Source organism: Chryseobacterium amylolyticum (assembly GCF_051011775.1).
In the GTDB taxonomy this organism is placed as follows: domain Bacteria; phylum Bacteroidota; class Bacteroidia; order Flavobacteriales; family Weeksellaceae; genus Chryseobacterium.
Genome location: NZ_JBPCHX010000004.1, coordinates 20258 through 46586 on the forward strand (window position 1 = coordinate 20258; position 26329 = coordinate 46586).

Sequence of the window (26329 nt, forward strand, 5' to 3'; positions counted from 1 at the left end):
CAGAAATGGTTTATTTTCAGATATATTGGTATTGTGATTTCTATTTAAGATTTAACAATTTTTTCGTGCTATCATAACGAAGTCTTCAAAATATATTGGTATAAAATTTTCATTCTATTTTTCAACACACTAACTATCAAAATATTATGAAAAAATTACTTTTTTGCATCAGTATTTTTTCTTCCTTAATTGTTAATTCTCAAAGCATTAATTTGGAAGAATTTGTCACGGGGCTTACCAGTCCTGTAGAGATTACGAATGCCAATGACAGCCGTCTTTTTGTTGTACAACAAAACGGAATCATTAAAATTATTCAACCCAGCGGGACAATTAACTCCACTAATTTTCTGGATATAAGTTCAAAAATTATTTTTGGCGGCGAAAGAGGTCTTCTTGGTCTTGCATTTCATCCACAATACTCTGCCAACGGGTATTTTTTTGTGTATTATAACAATACGGCCGGAAATGTCACTGTCGCAAGATACAGCGTAAGTTCAACAAACCCGGATGTAGCTGATCCCGCTTCTGAAAAGATCCTTCTGAGTATTCCTAAACCTTTCGACAATCATAATGGAGGAAGTATTCATTTCGCTCCTGACGGAAAACTGTGGATCATTACCGGAGACGGAGGAAGCGGCGGTGACCCGAATAATAATGCTCAAAACAAAAATTCACTGCTCGGAAAAATGCTGAGAATAGATGTAGATGCTACCGGCCCGTACAATATTCCGCCCGACAATCCTTTTGCAGGAGCCGGAGTGGATGGTGCAGACGAGATATGGGCTTACGGACTTAGAAATGCGTGGAAATTTTCTTTTGATCTTACAACAGGAAATGCCATGATTGCAGATGTTGGACAGGGAGCGATAGAGGAAATCAACAAAATGCCCATTTCCCAAGGTGGATTAAACTACGGCTGGCGATGTTATGAAGGAAATAATACCTATAATACAGTAGGATGTGCTGCACAGTCTACCATGACCTTCCCGGTTGCCGTCTATGATCATTCCGGAGGAAAATGTTCTATCACCGGCGGATATGTCTACAGAGGAACCCAGTATCCTTCACTACAGGGAAAATATTTCTTTGCAGACTACTGCTCTACCCAGATCGGGATTATGGATAACAATAATGCCATCACATGGACAGCTCCTTATTCCGGGAATAATTTCTCTACTTTCGGGGAAGATTATCAAAAAGGGCTGTATGTAGCAGCCGTGAACAATGGAAAGATTTTTAAAATAACCACAGGAACTTTGGGAACTCAGGAAAATAATGCTTTTGGAAATATAAAAGTTTATCCTAATCCGGCTTCAAAAGAAATTTTTATTGATGGAATTAAAGATCAAAAGACAACATTGGAAATTATCAGTGCGGAGGGAAGAAAAGTACTGGAAGCAGATCATATCTATGAGGGAAAAGCGATCAATATTTCAGGGGTACCTGCCGGAGTGTATTATATTAATCTGAAATCAGGAGAGCTGAAATCTTACAGCCAGAAATTAATTATTAAATAATAATAGTCTCTGTAAATGTAAACGAAACGTTAAACCTAAAACCAATTAAAAAGCGGTTCAGAACTGAACCGCTTTTCTTATATTGTCATGGAGAAAATCCTCGTTTCCGGTTTATTTCTCATCATTCTCAGGTCAAAAACCATGGCAACATTCCTTGTGAATGCTCTTCCGGCTTCAGTAATTTTAACTTCGGTTCCGTTGATTTCAACCAGGCCGTCATTTTCCATTTCTTTCAGCATTTCCAAAGCGTTTTCAAGCTCAGGGAAAGAGTTGTTTATATCAAAAGTGGTTTCAAGCTGGCACATCAGGTTGAGAATATGTCTTCTTACCGTAAGATCCTCATCGCTCAGAACGTGTCCTTTTACCACAGGAATTTTACCTTCTTCAACCATTTTCTGATATTCCTCAACCGTTTTTACATTCTGGGCAAACGCATACCAGGAATCTGAAATGGCAGACATACCAAGTCCCACCATCAGCTGGGTTTTGCTGGAAGTATAGCCCATGAAATTTCTGTGAAGTTTTTTATGAATTAAAGACTGGTAAAGATCATCATGTTCAAGAGAGAAATGATCCATTCCCACCTCAATATATCCTAAATCCTGAAGAAGCTTTTTCCCGTCTTCATACAGACGGCGTTTTTCTTCACCACTTGGAAGGTCATTTTCATCAAACCCTCGCTGTCCCACTCCTTTCACCCACGGAACGTGTGCATAAGAATAAAATGCAAGTCTGTCAGGTTTCAGCTCCATTGTTTTTCTGATGGTATGCTCCATTGCTTCCCAGTTCTGGTGTGGCAGTCCGAACACAAGATCATGGCTGATTCCTCTGTACCCGATCTCCTTGGCCCATTCTGTAACGTTTTTCACATTTTCAAAAGGCTGGATTCTGTTGATCGCTTTCTGAACTTTTGGATCATAATCCTGAACTCCGAAGCTCACTCTTCTGAAACCAAGGTCATATAAAGTCTGGAGATGTTCCTTGGTTGTATTGTTAGGATGCCCTTCAAAAGAAAATTCAGGGTGCTCTGCCATATCTACTGTAGAAAAAATTCCTTCCAGTAATGTTCTCAAATTCTCAGGAGAGAAAAACGTGGGAGTACCTCCTCCAAGGTGCAGTTCTTTCAGTTTTGGTCTTTCACTGAAAAGATCAAGGTACAATTTCCACTCTTTTAGAACACTTTCAAGGTAAGGAACTTCTACACTATGCTGTTTGGTAATACGTTTATGACATGCACAGAACGTACATAGTGCCTCACAGAAAGGCAAATGGATATAAATAGAAATTCCCTCCCCTGCATTGCTTTCATCAAAAGACCTGATTACGGTTTCTTTCCATCTTTCCGGTGAAAATGTTGATTCATCCCAGTAAGGAACAGTAGGATAAGAAGTGTAACGCGGTCCGGGAATATTATACTTATCTATTAAAGAGTTCATTGAAAATTAAAATTTTATAGAGTATGAAATTTAACATAATTAAATTTCATCCTACAAAATTAACCATTAGTTATGAATTTTAACCTATGAATTATATTAGGTTCTATTTTATAATGAGTCTAAATACGTATGATCAGGCTTTTGGCTAATAGTGATATATTCTATTCATAATATTTAAAATTTTAATTTCATTACCGCAATTTTATTATTTCCTGCAAGAACAACATTATTGCCATCAATCCATTGGCAGACAAAGAATCCTTTTTCATCAGAAATTTTCTTCCATGTTTTTCCAAAATCTGAAGAATAACTGACATGCTTATCTCCTACTGCAATAATTTCTTTTCCTTTTGATCCCGGTTTAATTTTCACACAAGTCGTATATCCTGCATTCTGCCCTGAGGCCTGAATCTGCCAGGTTTCACCACCATTGTCAGTCGTTGCGATATTATTGATATTGGCATCCTGTTTGGTATAATCTCCTCCAACAGCAATCCCAAACTTATCTTCATAAAAATCGATAGAATACATTCCTTGCGAAGATTCTCCCTGTACAAATGGAGTATTGAAAATTTCAAACTTTTCATTTTTCAGATTCATTCTTACCATTCTGGAAGCTTTCCCTCCGGTTGCAATCCAAAGATATTTTTTAGATGATGAAATATTGGTATTGCTGGCGGCAAAAGCAGCTTCACCATCATTTAATGTTACATTATTTTTAAACATGCTCCATTTCCCATCCTTATATACAGCCAGCTTCAACAGCCGGTCTTTATCTGCATCACTGAAGGTATAGGCAAGTTTATCATTCACAAAATGCAAAGCATCATAAAAAGCCGTTTTTGCTGTATCTTTAAAGACAACCTGTGAGGTCAGAGTTTTTTTATCAATCGCAAAAAACCTTCCCGGACTTTCAATATTGATGGCATAAAAAGAAGTTGTATTCTGACCTAATGTTCTGAACTGAAGCTTTTCTTCAGAAAGTTTTATCTGCTTCTGATTTTTATAATCTTTAAGATCTACAAACCCGAATTTGGATTCCGTACCGCTATACCATACTTTATTATCGTATAACTCAAGGGCTCTGATACTTATTTTATCATTAAGAATAGTTTCGAGGCTTTCCACCTGCTGGGAAAATACTGTAAGTCCTGCAGACAGAAATAAAATGGTGAAAATCTTTTTCATATTATAGTATTGGGATAAAAAAAACCGCCGAAGCGGTTTATATTATAATTATTAATCCTGGTTCTGATATTTTTCAGGGTTGTTAAGTTTACCATGTGATTTTCCATAAAGGAAATATACCAAGCCTCCCAGCACCAGCCATACAGCTGAAAGTTCCAATGCATGGGCACTCAGGTTAAAAATAAGGTATAAGTTGATAATTACTCCCAAAGCTACTACAATTTTATAAGCAGGAACTTTGAAAGGTCTGATCAGATTGGGTTCTTTTTTTCTCATTACCCAAACCGCGATACAAACCAATGTAAATGCAAACAGGGTCCCGAAGCTTGTCATATCTGCCAATGTTGAAATCGGGGTAAATGCAGCAATAAATGCCACTACAAGTCCTAACAGAATAATTCCTTTATATGGAGTCTTGGTTTTTGGGTGAAGCTGGCCGAAGAATTGAGGAATCAACCCGTCTTTTGCCATACCGATAAAAATTCTGGATTGTCCCATCATCATTACCATTACTACGGAAATTAATCCTACAGTAGCAGCAATCGTTACGATATTACTTGCCCAGTGTTTTCCTGCAATTTCAAAAGCATAGGCTACAGGAGCTTTAATAGCATCCGGATATTTACCTTCAGGGTTGAAGTCTGTATAATGCATCATTCCTGTTAACACAAGAGATACACAGATATATAAAGCTGTACAGATCAATAATGAAGCAATGATGGCAAAAGGCACATCTTTTTTAGGATTAATAGCTTCTCCCGCCTGTGTGGAAACAGCATCAAAACCAATGTAGGCAAAGAAAATAGCTGCAGCTCCGGAAATAATCCCTTTAATACCATATGCGGAGACCAAATCCCCTTCAGAGTTTTTGATTTTTACAGGATCCGGGATAAAAGGTTTCCAGTTCTTCACTCCGTCTACAGCGTTATAAAGGTCCGTATTAGAGAAAATAATATATACTCCGGCGATAATTACAAAGATAACGGCTGAAGTTTTCATTAAAACGATCAGGTTATTAGCTCCCGCCGCTTCTTTAGTTCCTTTTACCAATAATGCGGTAATTAAAAGTACAAGAATGAATGCAGGCAGGTTCATTGAAAAACCATCTCCGGTATAACTTGCAGGATCTGAAGTCAGATAGGCAGGGAGATGAATATTAAATATTTTCAAAAATTTGTTAAAATATCCGGACCAGCTCACGGAAACTGCCATACTTGCCATGGCATACTCGAGGATGAGACACCACCCCATGGCCCATGCAAAAATTTCCCCTACGGTTCCGTATGCATAGGCATAAGCTGAACCTTCTACAGGAATAATGGATGCAAACTCTGCATAGCATAATGCAGCAAAAACGCAGGCGATCCCTGCTATGATAAAGGAAATTGCAAGTGCTGGCCCTGCATGATAATAGGCTCCCGTTCCGGTAAGAACAAAGATTCCACCACCGATGATAGCACCCACTCCAATTGCTGTTAAACTCCATTTTCCAAGGACTTTTTTCAGCTCACTTTTCTTCATATCTGCCTCATAGGCACTTAGTGGCTTTTTAACCCAAATTTTCGACATGTTTTTTTATTTATTAAGGATTTACGAAAATATAAAAAATTTATAAACTCTCACGTTAATCGTTAAAATTTCATCATTTATTTTACATTAAAAACTTTAAAAACCTGACCAGCACCTTATTCATAGTATTTCTTTAAGTGTTAAATTTTTCTTTATTTTTGATAACATGAATTTATATGATCTTTTCATAAAGCCTTATGAGAGCTATGATACTTTACAGATTATGCTGGAAGCTTCAGGAGCTGTTTTAGGAACCCTTAGTGTTTATTTTTCGATTAAAAAAAATATCTGGGTGTATCCTACCGGCATTATTTCTACGCTGATCTATGTTTATATCCTTTTCAACTTCGGCTTGCTGGGAGACTGCCTGATCAATGTGTATTATACCATAATGAGTATCTACGGATGGATTTTATGGGCTAAAAATTCCGAAGATCATATTCATGTGGATGTTACCTGGGCCACCAGAAAAGAATGGTTCTATGCCAGTGTCCTTTTTATATTGAGCCTGGCACTTGTTACTCTTATTTATTATTATAAGCCTTATATTGATAATCAATTTTCTATGGAAGGAACCAGTCTCGGATTATACCATCTGGACTGGGCAAACTGGATGGATGTTTTCACCACTTCAATATTTTTAGTAGGAATGTGGTTTATGGCCAAACAGCGCATTGAAAGCTGGATTTTCTGGATTATCGGAGATCTTATTTGCATCCCTATGATGATTTTTAAGGGACTTGGAATCACTTCGGTTCAATATTTGGTATTTACTATAATGGCGATCTCAGGATACGTCAATTGGAAAAAAAGTTTTAAAGAAAAAGTACAATAAAGTCATGAAAAATTTATTTAAAATAGCAGTCAGTATTTTTGCTATTGCCAGTTTAACATCTTGTTTAGCATATACCGACGGATACGGTAGCAACAATGGAGGTTATTATGGAGATCCTTATTATAACAACGGATATTACTATGCTCCTGCAGGATATTACGGAAGCGGTGGATATTGGGGCAACGACGGCTATTATTACAGAAACAACGTTAATTATTACTATGATAACGGCATCCCTTATTATTATGACAATTATAATAATTCCAGAAGAAAAGTCTATGTAGAAAGAAGATCTTCTTCTTCAAGACCTCAGAACGGATTCCAGAATACCCGTACAACAAATAGTAACGGTTCATACAATAATAACAGCGGAGGATTCAATAATAACAGAAACTCCAACAACAGCGGATTCAGAAACCAGAACAATCAGGGAAACCAGAACAACAGCGGTTTCAGAAACTCCAACAGTAATGGGGGATTCAGAAACCAAAACAGTGGTAATCAGAACAACCAGAATAACAGCGGGTTCAGGAACCAGAATAGCGGCGGATTCAGAAATTCTGAAAGCAGCAGCAGGTCAGAATCTTCCGGCGGCGGATTCAGAAACAGCTCAGGCAGCCAAAGCAGCAGTTCCAGCAGACAGCAGAGCGGCGGAGGCGGCTTTAGATAAAACGATTATAAATAAGAAAACGAACAGCTAACACTGTTCGTTTTTCATTTTAAATATGTTAATTTTGCTTCTTCATTTAACAAAAAAATATGGAATTTTATAAATATCAGGGAACAGGGAATGATTTTGTAATGGTAGACAACCGTGATCTGCAATTTACTAAAGATAAAGGTATTATTGAAAAACTATGTGACAGACGTTTCGGAATAGGTGCTGACGGCCTTATTCTGCTGGAAAACGATCCCAGTTATGATTTCAAAATGGTATATTATAATTCTGACGGAGGAGAAAGTACCATGTGCGGGAACGGAGGAAGATGTCTGGTAGCTTTTGCTTTTTTCCTGGACATCTTTGAAGATAAATGCAAATTCATTGCGACGGACGGTGAACATGAAGCTGAGATCCATAACGGAATCATTAAATTAAAAATGATTAATGTAAACGCGGTATCCCATGACGGAAATGACTTCGTTCTGAATACCGGTTCACCTCATTATGTAAAGTATGTTGACAATCTGAAGGATTATCCTGTGTATGACGAGGGATATGGTATCAGAAATTCTGAAACTTATAAAGAAAAAGGAATCAATGTGAACTTTGTAGAAAAAATTTCAGATAATGAAATTTTTGTAAGAACCTATGAACGAGGTGTTGAGGACGAAACTTACAGTTGTGGAACAGGAGTTACAGCTTCTGCTTTAACTTTTCTGCAAAAACATAATCTAACCTCTGTAAAAGTTAAAACCTTAGGCGGAAATCTTAAGGTATATGCTGAAAAAAGCGGTGACTCATTCCGGAATATCTGGCTTGAAGGCCCTGCTAAGCAGGTTTTTAGAGGTAAAACAGATCTTCTTTAAAAACAAAAAACTTTTAATCAACATTAATAGGAATGAAAAAAGCTATTCTCATTATCATTCTGCTGGTTTTTGTAGTGGCAGGATTTTTTGGTTTGAGATTTTATAATAAATATTTAGGAAATAACGTAGAAAAAGAAGGTTATGTGTTGATTCCTCACAGGGCAGGTTTTAAGCAGATCCTCGATTCTATTGCTCCTTATATTAAAGACAGAGAATCTTTTGAAGCAGTGGCTAAAGAAAAAGGTCTTGAGGCTAATTTCAAAGCAGGACGTTATCATATCCAAAGTGGAACAGGAAACAAAAACCTTGTCAACATGATCAAAGCAGGAAACCAGACAGCAAATTCTTACAGGATTGGTGACTTTGGGGATATGTATCAGATGATTGGTAAGGTTACCAAAAAAACGGAAATAGATTCTTTGCATTTTGTAACTGATCTGGATGCTGTTGCGCAGGAGAAAGGATACAAAAATGCTGAAGATTTAAAAAAATATTTTTTTATTGATACCTATAATTTTTTCTGGACGGTAAGTCCGAGAGAATTTTTTGCCAAGTTCGAAGATCAGTATAATGATTTCTGGACGGCTGAAAGAAAAAATAAAGAACAGCAGTCCGGCCTCACAAGAGATCAGATTTATGCCCTGGCTTCTATTGTCTATAAGGAATCAGGAGGAAAAAAAGATGAAATGAAAACGATTGCCGGATTATATTTAAACCGTTACAGAAAAGGAATGAAACTTCAGTCTGATCCTACGGTAATTTATGCAATCAATAAACAGACTAATTTTAAAGAACCTATAAAAAGGGTATTATATAAGCATTTATCTACACCATCACCTTATAACACCTATGCCAATGCAGGGATTCCTCCGGGGCCAATCTGTGTAGTGGATAAAAACTCAATAGATGCTGTTTTAAATGCTGAAAACAACAATTATATATTTATGTGTGCTGATCCTTCAAGGCCCGGATATCATAAATTTACGGCAAGTGCTGAGGAGCATGCTGTAAATGCAAAGGCTTATCAGGACTGGCTCAACTCAAAAAATATAAAATAGGCTAAATAGCACCAAGAAACTTATACAGTTAGAAAAACAATAAATAACCATAATGTTTTGATGATCAGCTTGGTATGGAGACTCAAAACATTAAGGGTTATCCTTTATGATCTTATACAAAAAAATAACCTATGAAGAATAAGACAGAAATTGTCAATATTTTCACCAGAAAAACTTTAGGACTTACGTTAGTACTTTCAGCGGCAGCATTGGCTTTTGCACAGGAGAAGGCTGGAGTTTCAGGAATCATTGTCAACAAAAAAAATCAACCGGTTCCTTACGCTTCTGTAACTTTCAGCAATAAGACCAATAAAACTTTAAGTGATGCTGTGCTGACTGATGAAAAAGGACAGTATCAGCTGCAACTTGTGCCCGGAGATTATGAAATTACAGTAGAAGCTATTGATTACAAAAAAAGTGTAGTCAGCAAAAATATTGCAGCAGCAGGTAATATCGGGGCTTTGTCTATTGAGGCTGAACCTACCTCTACTGTTGACGGCAAAACAAAAGAAATACAAGGCGTTGTTATTACTGCTTCAGCAGCAAAACCTTATAAAGTAGAGCTTGATAAAAAAACATATGACCCTTCACAGGATATCGTGAGTAAAGGAGGAAACCTTCAGGATGTTTTAACCAATGTTCCTTCAGTTTCCGTAGATACGGACGGAACGGTATCTATGAGAGGAAGCACCAATGTAAAGTTCCTGATCAACGGAAAGCCTTCTGCCCTTCTTGGGATTGACGATGGGGCAAATGCATTGCAAAGTATTCCTGCCGACCAGATTGAAAGAATTGAGGTTATTACCAATCCTTCTTCTAAATTTGAAGCGAGCGGAACATCCGGTATTCTGAATATCATCCTTAAAAAGAACAAAAAGGTTGGTTTTAATGGTAGTGTGGTAGGATCTCTGGGCTATTTTCCAAGAACGTCTCTTAACACGAACCTGAGCTGGAGAAAGAATAACTGGACCTGGTTCGTAAACGGTGGCGGCGGTTACACAGAAAATAAAACCAAGAACAACTCGGAGACGACCTATCATAACCTGACATTCCCTAAGATTCTTCCTAATACGCAGCCTAATGATGTTCTGGTACATCAGCTGCAAAACTCCGCCAATAAAACATATAACAAAAATTATAATGTAAGTGCGGGGTTTGTATACGATTTATCGGATAAAACTTCAATCAATTTTACGGGATTGGTGAGAACATTTGAAGGAGACGGAAATGAGCTTCTGCAGACGTATGACAGTTTCCACAGATTTTTCAAAGATCCTTCAGATCCGAACGGAATTGCGGGAACATGGCAATTATTAAATCCATATGGACAAAGAGAATCTAAAACGATATTTAATAATCTTGCTTTTCAGGGAGATGTAGGTGTGGATCACAAATTTGATGACAACGGTCAGAATTTATCCGTATCATTAAGTTTACAGAGAAACAGAAGCAATAATAATGCAGATATCCTTGAAACCAATGACCTGCTTCCGAATATACAGGATATTACCAGAAGACATTCGGTAAGTAAAACGATTATCGGTAAAGCTGATTATGAACTGCCAATAGGAGAACAATCCAGGCTTGAAGCGGGATATAGATTGGATGTTAATGATAATACTTACGATAATTTTGTGAGCAGTACTTCCAACAACCCTTTTATTCCAAGCTACAATAATAATACAGATTATAAGGAAGTCTTTAATGCTTTCTATCTTCAGTTTAAGAGTAAAATCGGAGAAAAGTTTGCTTACCAGCTGGGTTTAAGAGATGAGCTGTCTAATGTCAGCATCAATTACATCAATCAAAATCCTAATGATAAGCCATTAGATCAAACCAAAAACTATAATAACTTATTTCCGAGTGTATTCTTAAGCTATGATGTATCCAAAAACAATCAGATTTTACTTAATTATTCCCGAAGAATAGACAGACCAAGATCATTCTTCATGGTTCCTTTCCCGAATTACAGCAACAGCCAGAATATTTTTGAAGGAAACATAGAACTGAATCCATCATATGTAGATTCATTTGAAGTGGGATATAATATCACAAGAAAAAAGTTTACGGTTAATCCTACCCTATACTACAGACATGCAACTGATGATACCAAAATGCTGGTCTACAGACCTGATGAAAGCCTGGGAGTATTCTACACTAAACCTATCAACTTAGGAACTGATGACCGCTACGGTTTGGATCTGAACTTTACTTATGATCCTTTTGCATGGCTGAAGATAATGGGAAGTCTGGACATGTTCGGGTATAAAACCAGCGGAATCGCTTATTATGATGCCATTGATAAAAATAAGCTGCAGCAGACACGCAGTATGGATTTCACAGGAAATGGCTTTTCTACCAGAGCCCGTCTTAATACGACATTTAAACTTGACAAAACACTAAGTGTACAATTACAGGGGTTCTATAGAGGAGCACAGAAAACTGCCAGCCAGAATACAGAGGATATGTATGCTCTGAATCTTGGTGCTTCCAAAACGATCTGGAAAGGAGACGGAACAATTTCCTTCAATATCCAGGATATATTCAATACAAGAAGCAGAGAAGTATTCAGTTTTAATGATGATTATACGCGAAGAAACTATATGCAGTGGCAGCCAAGACAGTTTGCTGTTTCCTTAACTTACAGATTTAAGCAGGGAGAAAAAATTGAACAGCCCAAAAAGAAAAAGGATATCAATTCCAACGCAGCGGGTGACGACCAGCAAGGCGGCCCGATGTAATATAACCAAAATAAAATCCCGAAAATTATTTTTCGGGATTTTTATTAATGTTGTTATTTTACAGGTTCTGCTTTCGAGTATTTCTCTTTTTCAGCTTCATAGATTCTTCTTCTCAGATCACTGGTGGAAAACCTATGGTCTCTTTTGTTGTAAAAGATTTCAATTCCTTTTTCTTCACAGTATTTTTTACCGGTAAAGTCTTTGTCCATATAATCATCTCCAATGATTCTTACATCAATCACAAATGATTTTAAAATATCCAGCAGATCTTCTTCCGTGTAATAAGGGATGATCTCATCTACAGCATTTACTGCTTTCAGCTGAATATATCTTTCAACGATAGTCTGGCTTGGCTTATTTTTGTTCGGACGATCGTGGGATGGATCAATCTGAAGTCCTACGATTAAATAGTCACATACGGTTTTAGCTTCTTCAAGCATTTTGATGTGTCCTGCATGCAATAAGTCAAATGACGAAAATGTAATACCTATTCTTTGTGTCTTCATATTAATTTAAAATTAAAACTCCGCTGAAATAAGTGTTCTTTTAAAAGAATAAAACACAAGTGATCCAGAGAAGGTGTTTTTGTAATTTGTTTTATTATTTAATTATTCTTTCCAAACGTAAATATAGCAATACTTAAGTTTATGAATTTCTGCTGTTCAGATATTTCTGCCACTCCCATACTGTTTTTAAAGCATCCTCAAGAGACGTTTCAGATTTCCAGTTGAGTTCTCTTTCAGCTTTTTCAGGATTGGCATATGCTATCGTAATATCTCCCTCTCTTCTGGCGCAGATCTGATAGGGCACTTCCACATTATTAGCCTTTTCAAATGCTTTTACCACTTCCAGCACAGATGATCCTCTTCCTGTCCCCAGATTATAAATATCAATTACCGTTTCTGCCGAAGAGTTTTCTATCAGTTTTTTCAATGCTGCAACATGCGCTTTAGCCAGGTCAACAACATAAATATAATCACGGATAGGAGTTCCGTCTTCTGTAGGATAATCATCTCCCCAGATGTTCAGTTTCTCTCTTATTCCTGACGCAGTCTGCATCACGTAAGGCACCAGGTTATTGGGAATTCCGATCGGCAATTCGCCAAGTCTGGCAGATGGATGTGCGCCAATAGGATTAAAATACCTTAATAGTGATATTTTACTGCCATAAGCTTTTGCAAAATCAGTCAGGATCTCCTCTCCCATCTGTTTTGTTTTCCCATATACACTTTCCGGTGTTTTTAACGGAGTGTTTTCATCTATCGGCATTACATCTGCCTGTCCGTATACCGTACATGATGAACTGAAAATAAAATTAGAGATTTTTCTTTCCTTAAATTCCTGAAGAATATTAATTAAAGAGAACAAATTATTCTCATAATAATCCACAGGTTTTACCTGGCTCTCTCCTACTGCTTTGGAAGCCGCAAAATTGATACATCCGTCAATATGATGAGCATCAAAAACCTGAGTAAGCAGTTCTTTTCTTCTCAGGTCAAAAGGATAAAAAGCAGGCTTCACTCCTGTAATTTCCTCAATATTATTTAAAATAAACCTCTCCGTATTGGATAAATCATCAACAATAACCACTTCAAAGCCGTTATTGATAAGTTCTACTACAGTATGAGAACCAATATATCCAAGGCCTCCGGTAACAAGTATTGCCATTTTTATTTTTTAATCTTCTTTTTTTCCTATATTTTCTATTTCATTGATTCCTATCTCTTCTTTCTCATTATTTTTATTAAGATAAAAGATATAAAAAACAATAAAACCTATAACTCCTGTATTAAAAGTAATTACAAAATTATAATATGAGTTATTAACATAAGTTTTAATCAGGGTATATTCAGCATAACAAACCAAAATAAAGATCACTGCTGCAAAAAAATTGAGAATAGCTTTTGCCCGTTTTATCTTAAAATAAATGATCGCTCCTGAAATTAAATTGATGATAATATAAAAAGAGTATTTTGTAATATTTTCATAGATACTCTCTTTATAATATGTTGAGTAAGATGAGGAATTGTAAGAATTCAATGTGTTTATTACATAGATTGAATAAAGCCCTACAATAAAAAGGTGAAACCCTAAAAAGAATTTATATTTTCTCCCCTTTAAAAAAAATTCCTTCATACTTACTTTTAGCCCATAAACTCAAGCACTGCATCCGTAATATACTTCAGCTGTTCTTCGTCTAATTCTGTATGCATTGGTAAAGAAATTACCTGATCCAAAAGCTTATCGGTATTTACAAAATCTACAGGATTACTTTCCTGGAAGTATGCTTTTTGTTTTCTCAGTGCTACAGGATAATAAATCATTGCAGGGATTTCTTTTTCCGCCAGAAACTTCTGAAGTTCATTCCGTTTTCCGTTCAGGATTCTTAAAGTATACTGATGGAATACATGGGTAGAATTTTCAGCTCTTTTCGGGGTCAGGATATCCGGGTGACCGGCAAATGCTTCATCATAAAAATCTGCAGCTCTTCTTCTTGCTTCGTTGTAAGAATCAAGGTGAGGAAGTTTTTTTCTTAAAACTGCAGCCTGAATACTATCCAGACGTGAGTTTACCCCAACCTCATCATGGTAATATCTTTCGTACATCCCGTGGTTTACAATTCCTCTTAAACGGTGAGCCAGCTCATCATTATTGGTAAAAATAGCTCCTCCATCTCCGTAACATCCAAGGTTTTTTGATGGGAAGAAAGAAGTTGTTCCTACAGTAGACATGGTTCCGGCCTGTTTTACCGTTCCGTCCGAGAATGTATATTCTGAACCAATTGCCTGAGCGTTGTCTTCAATAACATATAAATTGTGCTCTTCAGCAATTTTTAAAATTTCTTCCATATTGGCACACTGTCCGAAAATATGTACCGGGATAATCGCTTTTGTTCTTGGTGTAATCGCTTTTTTAATCTGTTCTGTGGAGATTGTAAATGTATCGTAATCTACATCTACCAATACAGATTTCAGTTTAAGCAGGTGAATAACTTCTACCGTTGCAGCAAAAGTAAAATCAGCCGTGATAATTTCATCTCCTTCTTTCAGATCCAAAGCCATCAGGGCAATCTGTAATGCATCTGTACCATTGGCACACGGAATCACATGTTTTACGTCTAAATAAGACTCCAATTCATTCTGGAAAGACTTTACTTCAGGACCGTTGATAAATGCCGCAGAATCCATTACATTCAAAACTGCATTGTCTACATCATTCTTTATTTTGTAATACTGACTTTGCAAGTCAACCATCTGAATTTTTTTCATATAATAAATATTTCTGTAAAAATAAGGAATTTAATATCCGATCAAAAATTTTATTGATTTTGTTTTTATCTTTATAGAAATAAATTTTATGAAAAAACTTTTACTCTTTTGTTTCCTAGCAGGTTATCTTACTGTTTCCGCACAAACGGAGCTCGTTTTCGTTTACTTTACGGATAAGCCGAATAAGGCTGCATTTTATGCAAATCCACTCTCAGAACTCAGCCAGAAATCTCTCAACAGACGTACCATACTGGGAATACCGCTGAATGATCAGGATGCTCCTATTGAACAGTCTTACATTCAGAATCTTCAGAATTTAGGATTTACCGTTACTGATTATTCAAAATGGCTGAACGGAGCGGCTGTAAATGCCACTCCTGCACAAAAAACCTTACTGCAGGCACAATCTTTTGTTTCCTCTGTTGAAAGCTTTGCCAGAAATAATGCCGGTACATTGAAAACAGCACCTGCAAAATGGAAGGATGATGCAAGCATCAATAAAACACTGACCAACTTTAATTACGGTTCAGGCGCCGCACAGATTGACCAGGTCAATATACGTCCTCTTCATCTGGCCGGCTATACCGGAACGGGAATCTCTATAGCTGTCATTGATGCCGGATTTCCCACAGTGAATACAGGTGCAGCATTCGCAAGGTTATGGACCAACAACCACATCAAAGCTTCTTATGATTTTGTTACCAAAACGACAGATATTTATAATACTGCTCTCAGCACTCATGGTTCTGTTGTTCTAGGTACTATCGGCGGATATCTGCAAAATACTTTTGTAGGGGCGGCTCCTGATGCGGACTTTTACCTTTACCGCAGTGAAAATGCAGCGGTAGAAATTCCTGAAGAAGAACTATATTGGATTGAAGCGGCTGAGGAAGCTGACAGAAAAGGCGTGGAAATCATTACATCATCACTGGGGTATAATATTTTCGATGACAGCCGTTACAATTATTCTTACGCAAATATGGACGGAAACACCTCTTTTATTGCACGTGGAGCAGGTATTGCTGCAGAAAAAGGAATTTTTGTTCTTGCCGCTGCCGGTAACTCGGGGCAGCAGCCATGGCATTATCTTCTGACGCCATCTGATAATGCTAAAGTCTTCTCTATCGGTTCTGTAGATTCTGCCGGAAATGCGTCCGGTTTTTCTTCTTTCGGGCCAAACGCTCTCGGAGTGGTAAAACCAGACGGAAGTACTCAGGGAACCGGCACAACAACAGTTTATGACAATGCTACGCTGGTGGTGAACGGAACATCCATTGCCACTCCTATTGCCGCAGGAGGTGTGGCGTGTCTTATCCAGGCATTTCCAACGATGAACAGGGAACAGATGAGAACAAAACTGAGACAAACCGCTTCCCTGTATCCCGCTCATTCGGATCAGATCGGATATGGCATCCTTAATTTCGGAAGCTTATACAATCTCGTTCTCAATACTTCAGAAATCGTAAAAAAGGAAAAATTTTCCATATTCCCGAATCCGGCAAAAGGCATCCTGAATATTGCTTCAGAACAGGAAATTCTTTCATTAGAAATTTATGATAACCTGGGAAGACTGATCAGAAAAAGCAACCATCAGAAATCTATAAAAGTTGAGGATTTTGCAAAAGGAACGTATTACCTGAAGATTCAGACAACGGACAATATTTTGTATGAAAAATTCTTAAAGGAATAATCATTTGCCTCCCGCAGATTAACAGATTTTGATATTGTTTTTAATTTGTTGAATGTGCGGGAGATATTCTTTCTAAAACTACATACCCTATATTTTGGCTGAAGCCGAAGGATGGGCCGATAAAAAAGAATGGGCTGAAGCCCATTCCTGTTGATATCATATTGTACGATATGTACAAAAACCTCGTAATCATTTATGCAGAGTTTCTACTGGCATTAATATTTCCGAACAGTGAACGCGTTACCAGCTTCTCATAAGCTTTTCTGTTGCCTTCTCCTTTCTGGATCTTCATTAAAGCATATTGCTGAATGCTTAACAACGGAAGTACAATCTTTTCACGGATCTTCACAGACTTTCTCGAGAGCGGGTCTTCTTCCTGAAGCATTTTGAATCCGGTCAATTCCAGCATAATATCTCTTGAAAGCTCATATTCATCGAAAAGAACATTCCAGAATGCACCGAATTTAGGATTATTTTTAATGTAGTACGTCAAAGGGAAATAGGACTTGTTCATACTCATCATTGAGTTCAGAACTAAAGTTTTAAAGAAATCCGAACCTTTGTAAAGTTCCCTTACTTCTTCAAATCTTCCCCGCTCCTTCATTTTCTGCATGGCATATCCAAAGCCGAAGAAACCAGGTACATTCTGCTTCAGCTGTGACCAGGAACCTACAAACGGGATAGCTCTCAGATCTTCGAATTTCAGCTCGCTGCCATTTCCTCTTTTTGAAGGGCGGCTTCCGATATTTGTTTTCCCATAGTATTCAAGTGTACTCATTTCCTGTAGGTAAGGAACAAACATTGGATGGGCTTTCAGGTCGGAATATTTTTCGTAACTGATATCTGCCAGTTCTATAATTAACGCTCTTTCTTTTTCTGTGAGTTCTTTTTTGGCATTTTTAAATACATCATTTTCAACTCCGGCGGTCAGAAGCTGTTCAAAGTTGTATTTTGCCTGTTCTTTATTTCCAAAAATACTCGTTATGGTTTGCCCCTGAATAGTCAGTTCAATTTTGTTATTTGCAATAGTTTTTCCCTGGGAAGCATAGAAATCATGGGTTTTCCCTCCTCCTCTTGCCGGCGGTCCTCCTCTGCCATCAAAAAAGACCACTTTGATATTATTCTGCTCCGAAAGTTTTGTCAGTATTTCTTTGGCTTTATAAATTTCCCAGTTGGCTTTTAAATATCCTCCATCTTTGGTTCCATCCGAGAATCCCAGCATAATAGTCTGCTGGTTTCCTCTTTTTTCCAGATGCTTTTTATAGACAGGATTCTGATACAGCTCATTCATCACATGTTCAGCATTGGCAAGCCCTTCCATTGTTTCGAAAAGCGGAACGATATCCATATTGATCTCTTCATCTTTATACCCGCATACTTTGAAGAACGCATAGACATTCATTACGTCTTTTACCGCATCAGAATTGGAAATAATATAGCGGTTCATTCCTCTCAATCCGTTCAGATGCTGAATATCTGTAACCTGTGAAACGGTTAATAAAGTATCTTTCACAATGTCTTCAAAATCTTCAGGATTTATCTTTTCAGGAATCTGAATAAGTTGATTGAACTTCTGTTCGTAATCGGCTTCTTCATTCCCGTATACTTTTGCATAAACCTCATCAATAACTTTCTGATGAATCCTGCTGTCCTGGCGGATATCCAATGTTGCAAAATGGGTACCGAAAATCATTACACGATCTCTGAAATTCACCAAAAGATCTAAAAACAAAGAATTATGCTCATTGATCAGTATTTTTTCGGCTTCCGCTGTTCTCTTTAAAATGTCTTCTGCCTTAATGTTTTTTCCATCAAAAATAGCAGCATACAGCTCTTCACTTAATTGGGTCAGAACTTCAGAAACTCCTCTGAAACTTAATCTTCTTCTGATAAATTTCAAATGACTGTAATAGGATTTCAGAATGGCTGAACGTAATTCTTCTGCTACTCTTTTTGTCACATCTGCCGTTACAAAAGGATTCCCGTCTCTGTCTCCGCCAGGCCAGAAACCAAGCTGGATAATATCTTCATGTAGGTGAAAATGTCCGTTCCCGAAAGTCTTTTTGATTTTGGTAAACAGCTCACCAATGGTGTCGTAGTAGACATATCTCAGATAGGAAATAATACTTAAAGCTTCGTCTATCGGAGTGGGTTTTTCTTTGTTAACAAAAGGAGTTTTTCCAAGTTGTTGCAAAAGCATATCAATCTGAGTAACGGAATCACTGGTAATAGCTCCTCTCAGATCCTGAATAATCCTTTGTACTGAGCTTGGATAAAACTGGGTGGGGTGCGCTGTAAATACAACTTTTACACTGAAATCTTTTAATTTCTCTCTTACTTTTTCAATCTTATGATCCTGCAAAGAGCGTTCAAAAAGATTGGTAACCGTACCATTGTCGCTTTCAGAATGAAGGTTTGGAAATGCTGCGTCTTCAATACTGTCAAACAAAACCACCTGTCTTTCTATATACTGAATGATCTTGAAAAGCAGTTCCAGCTTCTGCTCTTCAGTCTGAAGATCGGTATGATTCTTAAAAAATTCTTCGACGATATTTTCAGGTGTTTTTCCTGCTTCATAGCCGGTTCTGCTTTCCTCATAAAGAAACGGAAGCAGCATTCCGATATTCGTCATTTTATCATAAGGCAGGCTCATAAATAATGAATTATAGATCTGGAACTTATTTTCCACAATCTGCCTGAATTTTTCTGCGCGTTGGTCGTGTATCATAGTAACAAATGTAAGCGATTTTCAAATTATTTAAATTGATAAATGACAAAAAATTATGTTTTCTTGATGAAATTTCATTAATTTTTACTTTGATAATTTTTAATTCAACTATCATCATTTATATGAAACCTTGTATACAGTATGGTTTCAAATATCCTTATAAGGGAAGTAGTTTTCATAAATTTTCCTTACAATTGGCTTTTAAATGTATATTCGCAAAAAATACAATCAAAAATGAAATTCGGAATTATTTTTTATGCGATCTTGGGAGTTCTGGCTTTATTCACAGGCATTTATTTATTACAATACTTTTTTCCTCTTTCTATTATTTTTTTTATTGCTGCATTTATCAATGTAGTTTTTATTCATAAAGAATATTCTCTTCATAAAAATGATAAAATTGAATATGATGAAAATTCAATTCCTGATGAGATGATCATTAAGTATTCACGTTCAGGTAGAATTATAGCTATTGCAACTTATAGTATATTTGTGGTTTTAGGACTATTTTTACTTTCAGGTATTAAGTTCAAATTCAATGGAACAGTGGTATTCGCAGTATGTATTCTTATTGGATTTACTGGCTATTTTATTTTTAAAATAGTTTCCGAAATCAAAAAAATGGCACAAATTGTCATCTCCATTAATGGAAAAGGAATTCAGATAAAAAATAATACGAGATATTTATGGAATGAAATTCAACTTGAAAAGATTATTGTTAAACGTTTAGTAAGCCGTGAATCTAAACATGATTACAAACCTGAAATAAACTATTTATACTTTTTTCACAATAACAAAAAAATAGAAATCAATATCGATGATTTTGATATCACAGATTATCATCTTGCGCAGGTGCTGAAGATATTTAGAGCCCGTTTTACCCATTCAGGATTAATATAATTTTGATTAACTTTACTGTTAACGCTATCCCATAATCTATGAAAAAAACTTTTATTTTCTTATTGATAACGTTTCTGTTTATATCCTGTGAAAAGGATTGTTACAACGCGCCATTACCTATCATTTTTGAATTCGTGAATTCTGACAATGAAAACCTCATTGCCAACGGGACACTGACCACCTATTCGGTTCAGGATGAAAATAATATGAATGTACAGTTAAGCAAAACATCGGACAACAAGGTTATTCTGGAAAATGTAGGCGCTTATAACGGAACAAAAAATTATAAATTTTATTCTAATATCAAAAACCTTGATTTTTCAATCCAGTCATCTGAATTTAAAGGAGGCTGTGATGGCTATCAAATCAATAAGCTGACTTTTACAGGAATAAATTTTGATGTAACTGACGAAAAAGGATATTATAAAATTGTATTGGAATAATTCTCTTCCTAAATTTGCACTGGAAACACATTCTTTATGAAAGCCATCATCATATTTTCCCTGATCTTCTCCAATCTTCTTTACAGCCAGATCCAGGTTCCTGATGATTATAAAAAAATTCCCGACATTCTTGATACGACAGACTATCTCTACCCGTTTATTGTACCGGATAAAGAGTATGCTTACTGGCGTGTGCTCAGCAATGATATGGATTATGAAAAAGCTGTGATCTATGAAAGCCAGGCTCCCGACTTCATGACGATCAATGAGCCTGTTCCTGAAAGAGGTTTTTTCCAGAAATGTATTGGTAATAATTGTTTCTCATACATTCTTGCATGTAAGAATGAAAGATCGGTTTATTTTTCCAGTGAACAGCAGTTAAGAAATTTTATCGGAACTGTGGATAATCTTCCTGAAGCTATTTTACTGGCAAAAACCTATGGTTATTCAGTGGATACAAGTAATCTTTTTACCGGAGCCTATAAAATTGAAGACCGTCATATTTCCATGTACCTGATGCAGTCTAAAGGCTGTCCGGCTGTAAAAGAGGCTTTTTTAGTTAAAATCAACAGAAAAACCGGAAGACTGGAGGCAAAGAGCAATGGAGTTTATGCAAAAAATGAAAACTGTTCTGCTTTGTAAATGACCCTCTGAAAATACTAAAATTGAAAATCTTATTTTAAACCATTAAGATTTTTTAAGCTGTTAAAAGTAATTAAGGGAATAGCCTGTGCTTATTTTTCCGTCAGAGATGGATCTTAACTATCCTTCTTATCTTCATTAACCTTAATGGTTTAATTTTTATTATATATTAACAGCTCCCTGCCCGGAGGCTATCAGATAAGCTTCCTTCAAGGTTTCAGAATAGGTTGGATGAGCATAGGAAATACGAAACATATCTTCTGCAGTCACTTCATATTCCTGGGCAATAACACCTTGTGCAATGAGATCAGCAGCCCTGGCACCAATGATGTGAACTCCCAGCACTTCTCCGTATTTCGGATCTACCAAAACTTTAGCGAAACCTTCCATATCCATTGAGGCCCGGGCCCTTGCGCTGGCAGAAAACGGGAATTTTCCTACATTGTAAGCGATGTTGTTTTTTTTCAGGTATTCTTCAGTATATCCTGCCGAAGCCACTTCCGGCCACGTATAAACCACTGAAGGAATACGGTTGTAATGAATGTGGCGTTTTTGTCCGTTTATGGTTTCGGCTACAAAAACACCTTCTTCTTCAGCTTTGTGAGCCAGCATTGCCCCACCAATAACGTCTCCGATTGCATAGATACTGGATGCGGAAGTCTGATTATTTTCATTTACTCTGATAAAACCTTTCTCATCAAGCTGCACATCTGTATTTTCAAGCCCCAGACCTTTTACATACGGACTTCTTCCCACAGCTACCAATACATAATCTGCTTCCAGCGCTCCTTCTGTTCCGTTCTGATCTTTAAAAAACACTTTAGCGGCAGAACCTGTATTTTCAGTTTTATAAACCGCCTGATTGAGACGGATATCAACACCCTCTTTTTTCAGGATTTTCTGCAGACTCTTGCCAAGCTCATGATCCATTGCTGCAATCAGGTGATCTGCATATTCCAGAATGGTAACGTTTGTCCCGATACGGTTGAAAATAGAAGCCATTTCCACTCCTATTACCCCTCCTCCGATAATCACCATAGATTCCGGTTTTTCCTGTAGGGATAAAGCTTCCGTAGAGGTAATGATTCTTTGTTTGTCAATTTCAACCCCGGGAATGCTTGCTGGTTTTGAACCCGTCGCAACGATATAATATTGTGCCGTAATTTCTTTAATTTCAGAATCGTTTGCAACTTTTATCGTGGAATTATTAACAAAACTTGCCATTCCTTTCAACCGGGTAATTTTATTTTTATTCATTAAAAAGTCGAGCCCTCCTGTATTTTTTGAAACTACATCTGCTTTTCTCCTGTACATCTGAGAGAAATCAAGTTCTATTGTATCCAGCATGATGCCATGTTCATTGAATGTATGGTGTGCTTCTGCATAATGATGGGTACTGTCCAGTAAAGCTTTAGTAGGAATACATCCTACATTGGTACATGTTCCTCCCAATGTATCATACTTTTCTACAATTACTGTTTTATACCCCAGCTGGGCACTTCTTATAGCAGCCACATATCCTCCGGGTCCTGAGCCGATTACGGCAATGTCATAGTGATCCATTTGATTTATTCCTTTTTTATGATTAAATTTACTTGCAAAACAAAAGCAAAATTAAAACAAACACTTTCATTTTGCAAGTATTATTTTAAAATTAACAAAATGAGTAAAAAAAGATCCGGCTGTCCCATCAGCTGTTCTCTGGAAATGTGGGGCGACAAGTGGTCACTCCTAATCATAAGAGATCTAATGCTGAAAAAGGAATGTACCTATGGAGACTTCCTGAAAGCAGACGAAAAAATAGCGACTAATATTCTGGCCTCAAAACTTCAGAATCTGCTGGACAATGGCATTATTGATAAAAAAGATCATCCGGACAGTAAGTTGAAAATACTTTATTTTCTAACTCAGAAAGGAATAGATCTTATTCCCGTAATTGTAGAAATTAATCTCTGGGGAGACCAATATTTAACTGTTCCTGATGACCGTAAAAAGCTTCTGGAAGATATTAAAAAGGATAAGGAGGGTTTTATAAAAAGAGCAAAAGCTTATCTTTCATCAGAAGTTTACAATGATCTTCAAAAGCAAAAAAATAATAGCTTTCATAAAATTGAGTGATAGCAATTTTAAAATTTCATTAACTCACTTTTCCTTTTTCATTCCGTACATTTGACTTAAAATAAATTTAGAACAATGCTTAATTTCGAGTTTAAAAACCCAACAAAAATACTTTTCGGAAAAGGTGAAATCGCAAAAATTTCCAACGAAATTCCTAGAGACGCAAGAATATTAATGATTTATGGCGGTGGAAGCATCAAAAACAATGGTGTTTACGATCAGGCAAAAGCAGCTTTGAAAGACCATGAAGTGTATGAATTCGGCGGAGTGCCTGCCAATCCTGAGTATGAAGTATTGATGAATGCTTTAAGCTTTATTAAAGAAAAAAACATCACTTACCTTCTTGCAGTAGGTGGAGGCTCTGTGATTGACGGAACGAAATTCCTTTCTGCAGCAGCCAATTATGATGGTGAACCATGGGATATCCTGAGAAAATCTGTACGGACTTTTGAAGGCGAAGGAATGCCTTTCGGAAGTATCCTGACTCTTCCGGCAACCGGTTCTGAAATGAATTCCGGATATGTGATCTCAAGAAGAGAAACCAATGAAAAACTGTCTTCAGGAGGGCCCGGGCTTTTCCCGCAGTTTTCTGTACTGGACCCGGAAGTGATCAGATCTATCCCAAAAAATCAGATTGTCAACGGAATTACAGATGCCTATACCCACGTTCTGGAACAATATATGACGGCTCCTTCTTCGGCTGACCTTCAGGAAAGAATTGCAGAAAGCATCCTGATCAGTCTTCAGGAAACGGCTCCTAAAGTATTGGCTGATGACTTCAACTACGATGCTGCCGGAAACTTTATGTGGTGCTGTACAATGGCTCTGAACGGACTGATCCAGAAAGGAGTGATTACCGACTGGGCAGTACATGCAATGGGTCATGAACTGACAGCTTATTTTGGTATTGATCACGCCAGAACACTGGCTATTATTGCTCCGTCTCACTACCGTTACAATTTTGAAGATAAAAAAGGAAAACTGGCTCAGTATGCAGAAAGGGTTTGGGGAATCAAAGACGGAACCGTAGAAGAAAAAGCAGAACTGGGTATCAAAAAACTGGAGGAATTCTTCCACAGCCTTCATATCAAAACCAGACTTTCTGAATATACAGAAGACTTTAAAGGAACAGCCGAAAAGGTTGAAAAAGCTTTTACAGACAGAAACTGGCTGGGTCTTGGTGAGTATAAAAAACTGACGCCACAGGACGCTTATAAGATTGTAGAAATGAGCTATTAAAAGGATACGGGTTTCGGGGTACGATGTGCGGGTTTGAATTCGAGATTCGCATGAAAGTGCTTATATTAATTTTCAAGTTGAAAATATATAACCCGAAACTCGCATCTCGTATCACAGTATTCATAAAATTATTTAATTTACAAACATTTGTTTAAAAAATCATTATTTCATTACAGATATTTCAAATTTATTTATATTTTAGCATATTCTTAAATTTGTGAAAATGAAAAAACAACTACTTTTATTTGCCTTTTCTGCCCTGGCACTTATTTCTTGTAAAGATGACAACCTGGAAGCTTACGATATGGAGATTATGAAGGGAGACTGGAAGGAAGTAAAAAGGGAAATAATTTCTGGAAAAGATAATAAAACAGTGCTTTTTTCCTACCCGAATACCGGATGTGCAACCAAAAATACGCTTTTCCTGAGAACGGATTATTACGTAAGCTACACGGCATATACGGGAACAGGTGCAGATTGTCAAATGGATCAGAAAAGTGAAGGAAGGTACACTTATGATGCGGACACAAAAATTCTGGGTATTAAGCTTGGCGATGAAGGAACAACTGACTACAGAGTGGATGTTCTGACAAGCAAAGAACTAAGGCTTGCCCAGCAATTCGGAAATTTTGATATGGATGGAGACAAAATTCCTGAAGTTACCTACGTTACTTACAAAAGATAAATCATAGACTCCCGTTAATCGGGAGTTTTTTATTATTTTTATATCTTAATTTAAAACTGAATATAATGAAGAAGATTCTATCAGCATTCCTATTGCTGTATTTTGCTATTGCTTTTTCTCAGGAGAAAAAACCGATGTACTGGCAGGACATCCAGGAGTTTAAAAAACAGGACCAGCAAAATCCGCCACCCAAAGATGCCATTCTGTTCATCGGAAGCTCCTCTTTTACCAAATGGACTGATGTAGCAGATTATTTTCCCGGCAAAACAATTATCAACAGAGGATTTGGAGGTTCCAGACTTACTGACCTCAATTATTTTGCCGATGATCTTTTAGCTCCTTATCAGCCTAAGCAGATTGTTATTTACTGCGGGGAAAATGATTTTGCAGACAATCATCAGCTGAAAGCAAAAGTGGTTGTAGACCGATATAAAGCTTTTTACAAAAAAATACGTGAAAGATTTCCTGATATTGAAGTAGATTATATCTCAATCAAGTATTCGCCAAGCAGAGAAGTGATCTGGCCGCAGATGAAAGTTGCCAACAAAAAGATCGCTGCTTTCATGAAAAAGCAACCTAATGCTGAATTTATTGACATTACAAAAGCCATGGAAGATGCTAACGGAAATGTAAGAAAAGATATTTTTGTGGAGGACATGCTTCACTTTAAGCCTGAAGGATATAAAATCTGGACGAAGGTAATTACTCCTTATCTGAAATAAAACGAAAAATAAAAACGATTCC

The 26329-nt window shown here is 37.0% G+C and carries 23 protein-coding genes; 14 read left to right on the top strand and 9 right to left on the bottom strand.

The window, feature by feature from the left end:
* The first annotated feature begins 146 nt into the window (after positions 1-146).
* The gene (locus ACR1PO_RS12060; protein WP_332385500.1) at positions 147-1517 is read left to right on the top strand and encodes a PQQ-dependent sugar dehydrogenase; all 1371 of its coding nucleotides are present in this window, start codon (positions 147-149) and stop codon (positions 1515-1517) included.
* Between the two features lie 77 nt (positions 1518-1594).
* Here ACR1PO_RS12060 and hemN read toward each other — a convergent pair whose 3' ends face one another.
* From hemN to ACR1PO_RS12075, 3 genes are all read right to left on the bottom strand, one after another.
* Positions 1595-2953, bottom strand: a complete 1359-nt coding sequence (gene hemN / locus ACR1PO_RS12065; protein WP_433986912.1) for an oxygen-independent coproporphyrinogen III oxidase — start codon at positions 2951-2953, stop codon at positions 1595-1597.
* Positions 2954-3127: 174 nt separating this feature from the next.
* Positions 3128-4141, bottom strand: coding sequence for a WD40/YVTN/BNR-like repeat-containing protein (locus ACR1PO_RS12070; protein ID WP_433986913.1), 1014 nt, complete (start codon positions 4139-4141; stop codon positions 3128-3130).
* A gap of 51 nt (positions 4142-4192) precedes the next feature.
* Positions 4193-5710, bottom strand: a complete 1518-nt coding sequence (locus tag ACR1PO_RS12075) for an amino acid permease (protein ID WP_002980357.1) — start codon at positions 5708-5710, stop codon at positions 4193-4195.
* A 166-nt stretch (positions 5711-5876) separates the two neighbouring features.
* Here ACR1PO_RS12075 and pnuC point away from each other — a divergent pair, with 166 nt between their 5' ends.
* The 5 genes from pnuC (at position 5877) to ACR1PO_RS12100 (ending at position 11871) form a co-directional block, all read left to right on the top strand.
* Positions 5877-6545, top strand: a complete 669-nt coding sequence (pnuC, locus tag ACR1PO_RS12080) for a nicotinamide riboside transporter PnuC (protein ID WP_433986914.1) — start codon at positions 5877-5879, stop codon at positions 6543-6545.
* 4 nt (positions 6546-6549) lie between these two features.
* Positions 6550-7215 (top strand): hypothetical protein, encoded by a 666-nt coding sequence (locus ACR1PO_RS12085; protein WP_332385503.1) that lies wholly within the window; start codon positions 6550-6552, stop codon positions 7213-7215.
* A gap of 89 nt (positions 7216-7304) precedes the next feature.
* On the top strand, positions 7305-8072 hold the full coding sequence (gene dapF / locus ACR1PO_RS12090; RefSeq protein WP_433986915.1) for a diaminopimelate epimerase: 768 nt from the start codon (positions 7305-7307) through the stop codon (positions 8070-8072).
* A gap of 32 nt (positions 8073-8104) precedes the next feature.
* Positions 8105-9130 carry an endolytic transglycosylase MltG gene (gene mltG / locus ACR1PO_RS12095; RefSeq protein WP_433986916.1) on the top strand — a complete coding sequence of 342 codons (1026 nt, stop codon included), beginning with the start codon at positions 8105-8107 and terminating at the stop codon, positions 9128-9130.
* A gap of 131 nt (positions 9131-9261) precedes the next feature.
* Positions 9262-11871 carry a TonB-dependent receptor domain-containing protein gene (locus ACR1PO_RS12100; RefSeq protein ID WP_433986917.1) on the top strand — a complete coding sequence of 870 codons (2610 nt, stop codon included), beginning with the start codon at positions 9262-9264 and terminating at the stop codon, positions 11869-11871.
* Positions 11872-11924: 53 nt separating this feature from the next.
* Here the strand turns inward: ACR1PO_RS12100 and ACR1PO_RS12105 are convergent, their stop codons facing one another.
* From ACR1PO_RS12105 to ACR1PO_RS12120, 4 genes are all read right to left on the bottom strand, one after another.
* Entirely contained in the window at positions 11925-12377 is a 453-nt protein-coding gene (locus ACR1PO_RS12105; protein ID WP_002980373.1) for an adenylyltransferase/cytidyltransferase family protein, read from the bottom strand.
* A gap of 139 nt (positions 12378-12516) precedes the next feature.
* Entirely contained in the window at positions 12517-13539 is a 1023-nt protein-coding gene (gene galE / locus ACR1PO_RS12110) for a UDP-glucose 4-epimerase GalE (protein WP_332385505.1), read from the bottom strand.
* A 9-nt stretch (positions 13540-13548) separates the two neighbouring features.
* Positions 13549-14007 carry a hypothetical protein gene (locus tag ACR1PO_RS12115; RefSeq protein WP_332385506.1) on the bottom strand — a complete coding sequence of 153 codons (459 nt, stop codon included), beginning with the start codon at positions 14005-14007 and terminating at the stop codon, positions 13549-13551.
* An 8-nt stretch (positions 14008-14015) separates the two neighbouring features.
* Complete coding sequence (locus tag ACR1PO_RS12120) at positions 14016-15140, bottom strand: DegT/DnrJ/EryC1/StrS family aminotransferase (protein WP_433986918.1); 1125 nt, start codon at positions 15138-15140, stop codon at positions 14016-14018.
* Between the two features lie 88 nt (positions 15141-15228).
* Between ACR1PO_RS12120 and ACR1PO_RS12125 the strand changes: the two genes are divergently transcribed.
* Positions 15229-16830: a S8/S53 family peptidase gene (locus ACR1PO_RS12125; RefSeq protein WP_332385507.1), complete on the top strand. Its 1602-nt coding sequence runs from the start codon at positions 15229-15231 to the stop codon at positions 16828-16830.
* Between the two features lie 193 nt (positions 16831-17023).
* Here the strand turns inward: ACR1PO_RS12125 and ACR1PO_RS12130 are convergent, their stop codons facing one another.
* Positions 17024-19558, bottom strand: a complete 2535-nt coding sequence (locus ACR1PO_RS12130; protein WP_433986919.1) for a phosphoenolpyruvate carboxylase — start codon at positions 19556-19558, stop codon at positions 17024-17026.
* A 234-nt stretch (positions 19559-19792) separates the two neighbouring features.
* On the opposite strand from ACR1PO_RS12130, the gene ACR1PO_RS12135 reads away from it, so the two are divergent.
* From ACR1PO_RS12135 to ACR1PO_RS12145, 3 genes are read left to right on the top strand one after another with little or no spacing between them, the layout of a single operon-like run.
* On the top strand, positions 19793-20458 hold the full coding sequence (locus ACR1PO_RS12135; protein WP_433986920.1) for a hypothetical protein: 666 nt from the start codon (positions 19793-19795) through the stop codon (positions 20456-20458).
* Positions 20459-20496: 38 nt separating this feature from the next.
* Entirely contained in the window at positions 20497-20901 is a 405-nt protein-coding gene (locus tag ACR1PO_RS12140; protein ID WP_332385509.1) for a hypothetical protein, read from the top strand.
* A 36-nt stretch (positions 20902-20937) separates the two neighbouring features.
* Positions 20938-21543, top strand: a complete 606-nt coding sequence (locus ACR1PO_RS12145; RefSeq protein WP_332385510.1) for a hypothetical protein — start codon at positions 20938-20940, stop codon at positions 21541-21543.
* Positions 21544-21705: 162 nt separating this feature from the next.
* On the opposite strand, the gene lpdA is transcribed toward ACR1PO_RS12145, so the two are convergent.
* Positions 21706-23106 (bottom strand): dihydrolipoyl dehydrogenase, encoded by a 1401-nt coding sequence (gene lpdA / locus ACR1PO_RS12150; RefSeq protein WP_433986921.1) that lies wholly within the window; start codon positions 23104-23106, stop codon positions 21706-21708.
* Positions 23107-23205: 99 nt separating this feature from the next.
* Between lpdA and ACR1PO_RS12155 the strand changes: the two genes are divergently transcribed.
* The 4 genes from ACR1PO_RS12155 to ACR1PO_RS12170 all read left to right on the top strand — a co-directional run bounded on the left by ACR1PO_RS12155 (position 23206) and on the right by ACR1PO_RS12170 (position 26307).
* The gene (locus ACR1PO_RS12155) at positions 23206-23661 is read left to right on the top strand and encodes a winged helix-turn-helix transcriptional regulator (RefSeq protein ID WP_433986922.1); all 456 of its coding nucleotides are present in this window, start codon (positions 23206-23208) and stop codon (positions 23659-23661) included.
* Between the two features lie 75 nt (positions 23662-23736).
* Positions 23737-24900, top strand: coding sequence for an iron-containing alcohol dehydrogenase (locus ACR1PO_RS12160; RefSeq protein WP_433986923.1), 1164 nt, complete (start codon positions 23737-23739; stop codon positions 24898-24900).
* A gap of 223 nt (positions 24901-25123) precedes the next feature.
* Positions 25124-25585, top strand: coding sequence for a lipocalin-like domain-containing protein (locus ACR1PO_RS12165; protein WP_332385512.1), 462 nt, complete (start codon positions 25124-25126; stop codon positions 25583-25585).
* 65 nt (positions 25586-25650) lie between these two features.
* A complete protein-coding gene (locus ACR1PO_RS12170) occupies positions 25651-26307 on the top strand; it encodes a GDSL-type esterase/lipase family protein (RefSeq protein ID WP_433986924.1) in 657 nt (218 codons plus the stop codon).
* The last annotated feature ends 22 nt before the right edge of the window (positions 26308-26329 follow it).

Excerpts from the sequence above, each read along its gene's own strand:
- ACR1PO_RS12085 (WP_332385503.1), top strand. The coding sequence starts at position 6,550 with ATGAAAAATTTATTTAAAATAGCAGTCAGTATTTTTGCTATTGCCAGT.
- ACR1PO_RS12160 (WP_433986923.1), top strand. The coding sequence starts at position 23,737 with ATGCTTAATTTCGAGTTTAAAAACCCAACAAAAATACTTTTCGGAAAA.
- ACR1PO_RS12155 (WP_433986922.1), top strand. The coding sequence starts at position 23,206 with ATGAGTAAAAAAAGATCCGGCTGTCCCATCAGCTGTTCTCTGGAAATG.
- ACR1PO_RS12140 (WP_332385509.1), top strand. The coding sequence starts at position 20,497 with ATGAAAAAAACTTTTATTTTCTTATTGATAACGTTTCTGTTTATATCC.
- ACR1PO_RS12145 (WP_332385510.1), top strand. The coding sequence starts at position 20,938 with ATGAAAGCCATCATCATATTTTCCCTGATCTTCTCCAATCTTCTTTAC.
- dapF (WP_433986915.1), top strand. The coding sequence starts at position 7,305 with ATGGAATTTTATAAATATCAGGGAACAGGGAATGATTTTGTAATGGTA.
- ACR1PO_RS12170 (WP_433986924.1), top strand. The coding sequence starts at position 25,651 with ATGAAGAAGATTCTATCAGCATTCCTATTGCTGTATTTTGCTATTGCT.
- galE (WP_332385505.1), bottom strand. The coding sequence starts at position 13,539 with ATGGCAATACTTGTTACCGGAGGCCTTGGATATATTGGTTCTCATACT.
- ACR1PO_RS12060 (WP_332385500.1), top strand. The coding sequence starts at position 147 with ATGAAAAAATTACTTTTTTGCATCAGTATTTTTTCTTCCTTAATTGTT.
- mltG (WP_433986916.1), top strand. The coding sequence starts at position 8,105 with ATGAAAAAAGCTATTCTCATTATCATTCTGCTGGTTTTTGTAGTGGCA.
- ACR1PO_RS12135 (WP_433986920.1), top strand. The coding sequence starts at position 19,793 with ATGAAATTCGGAATTATTTTTTATGCGATCTTGGGAGTTCTGGCTTTA.
- ACR1PO_RS12070 (WP_433986913.1), bottom strand. The coding sequence starts at position 4,141 with ATGAAAAAGATTTTCACCATTTTATTTCTGTCTGCAGGACTTACAGTA.
- ACR1PO_RS12165 (WP_332385512.1), top strand. The coding sequence starts at position 25,124 with ATGAAAAAACAACTACTTTTATTTGCCTTTTCTGCCCTGGCACTTATT.
- pnuC (WP_433986914.1), top strand. The coding sequence starts at position 5,877 with ATGAATTTATATGATCTTTTCATAAAGCCTTATGAGAGCTATGATACT.
- ACR1PO_RS12075 (WP_002980357.1), bottom strand. The coding sequence starts at position 5,710 with ATGTCGAAAATTTGGGTTAAAAAGCCACTAAGTGCCTATGAGGCAGAT.
- lpdA (WP_433986921.1), bottom strand. The coding sequence starts at position 23,106 with ATGGATCACTATGACATTGCCGTAATCGGCTCAGGACCCGGAGGATAT.
- ACR1PO_RS12115 (WP_332385506.1), bottom strand. The coding sequence starts at position 14,007 with ATGAAGGAATTTTTTTTAAAGGGGAGAAAATATAAATTCTTTTTAGGG.
- ACR1PO_RS12120 (WP_433986918.1), bottom strand. The coding sequence starts at position 15,140 with ATGAAAAAAATTCAGATGGTTGACTTGCAAAGTCAGTATTACAAAATA.
- ACR1PO_RS12130 (WP_433986919.1), bottom strand. The coding sequence starts at position 19,558 with ATGATACACGACCAACGCGCAGAAAAATTCAGGCAGATTGTGGAAAAT.
- ACR1PO_RS12105 (WP_002980373.1), bottom strand. The coding sequence starts at position 12,377 with ATGAAGACACAAAGAATAGGTATTACATTTTCGTCATTTGACTTATTG.
- ACR1PO_RS12100 (WP_433986917.1), top strand. The coding sequence starts at position 9,262 with ATGAAGAATAAGACAGAAATTGTCAATATTTTCACCAGAAAAACTTTA.
- ACR1PO_RS12125 (WP_332385507.1), top strand. The coding sequence starts at position 15,229 with ATGAAAAAACTTTTACTCTTTTGTTTCCTAGCAGGTTATCTTACTGTT.
- hemN (WP_433986912.1), bottom strand. The coding sequence starts at position 2,953 with ATGAACTCTTTAATAGATAAGTATAATATTCCCGGACCGCGTTACACT.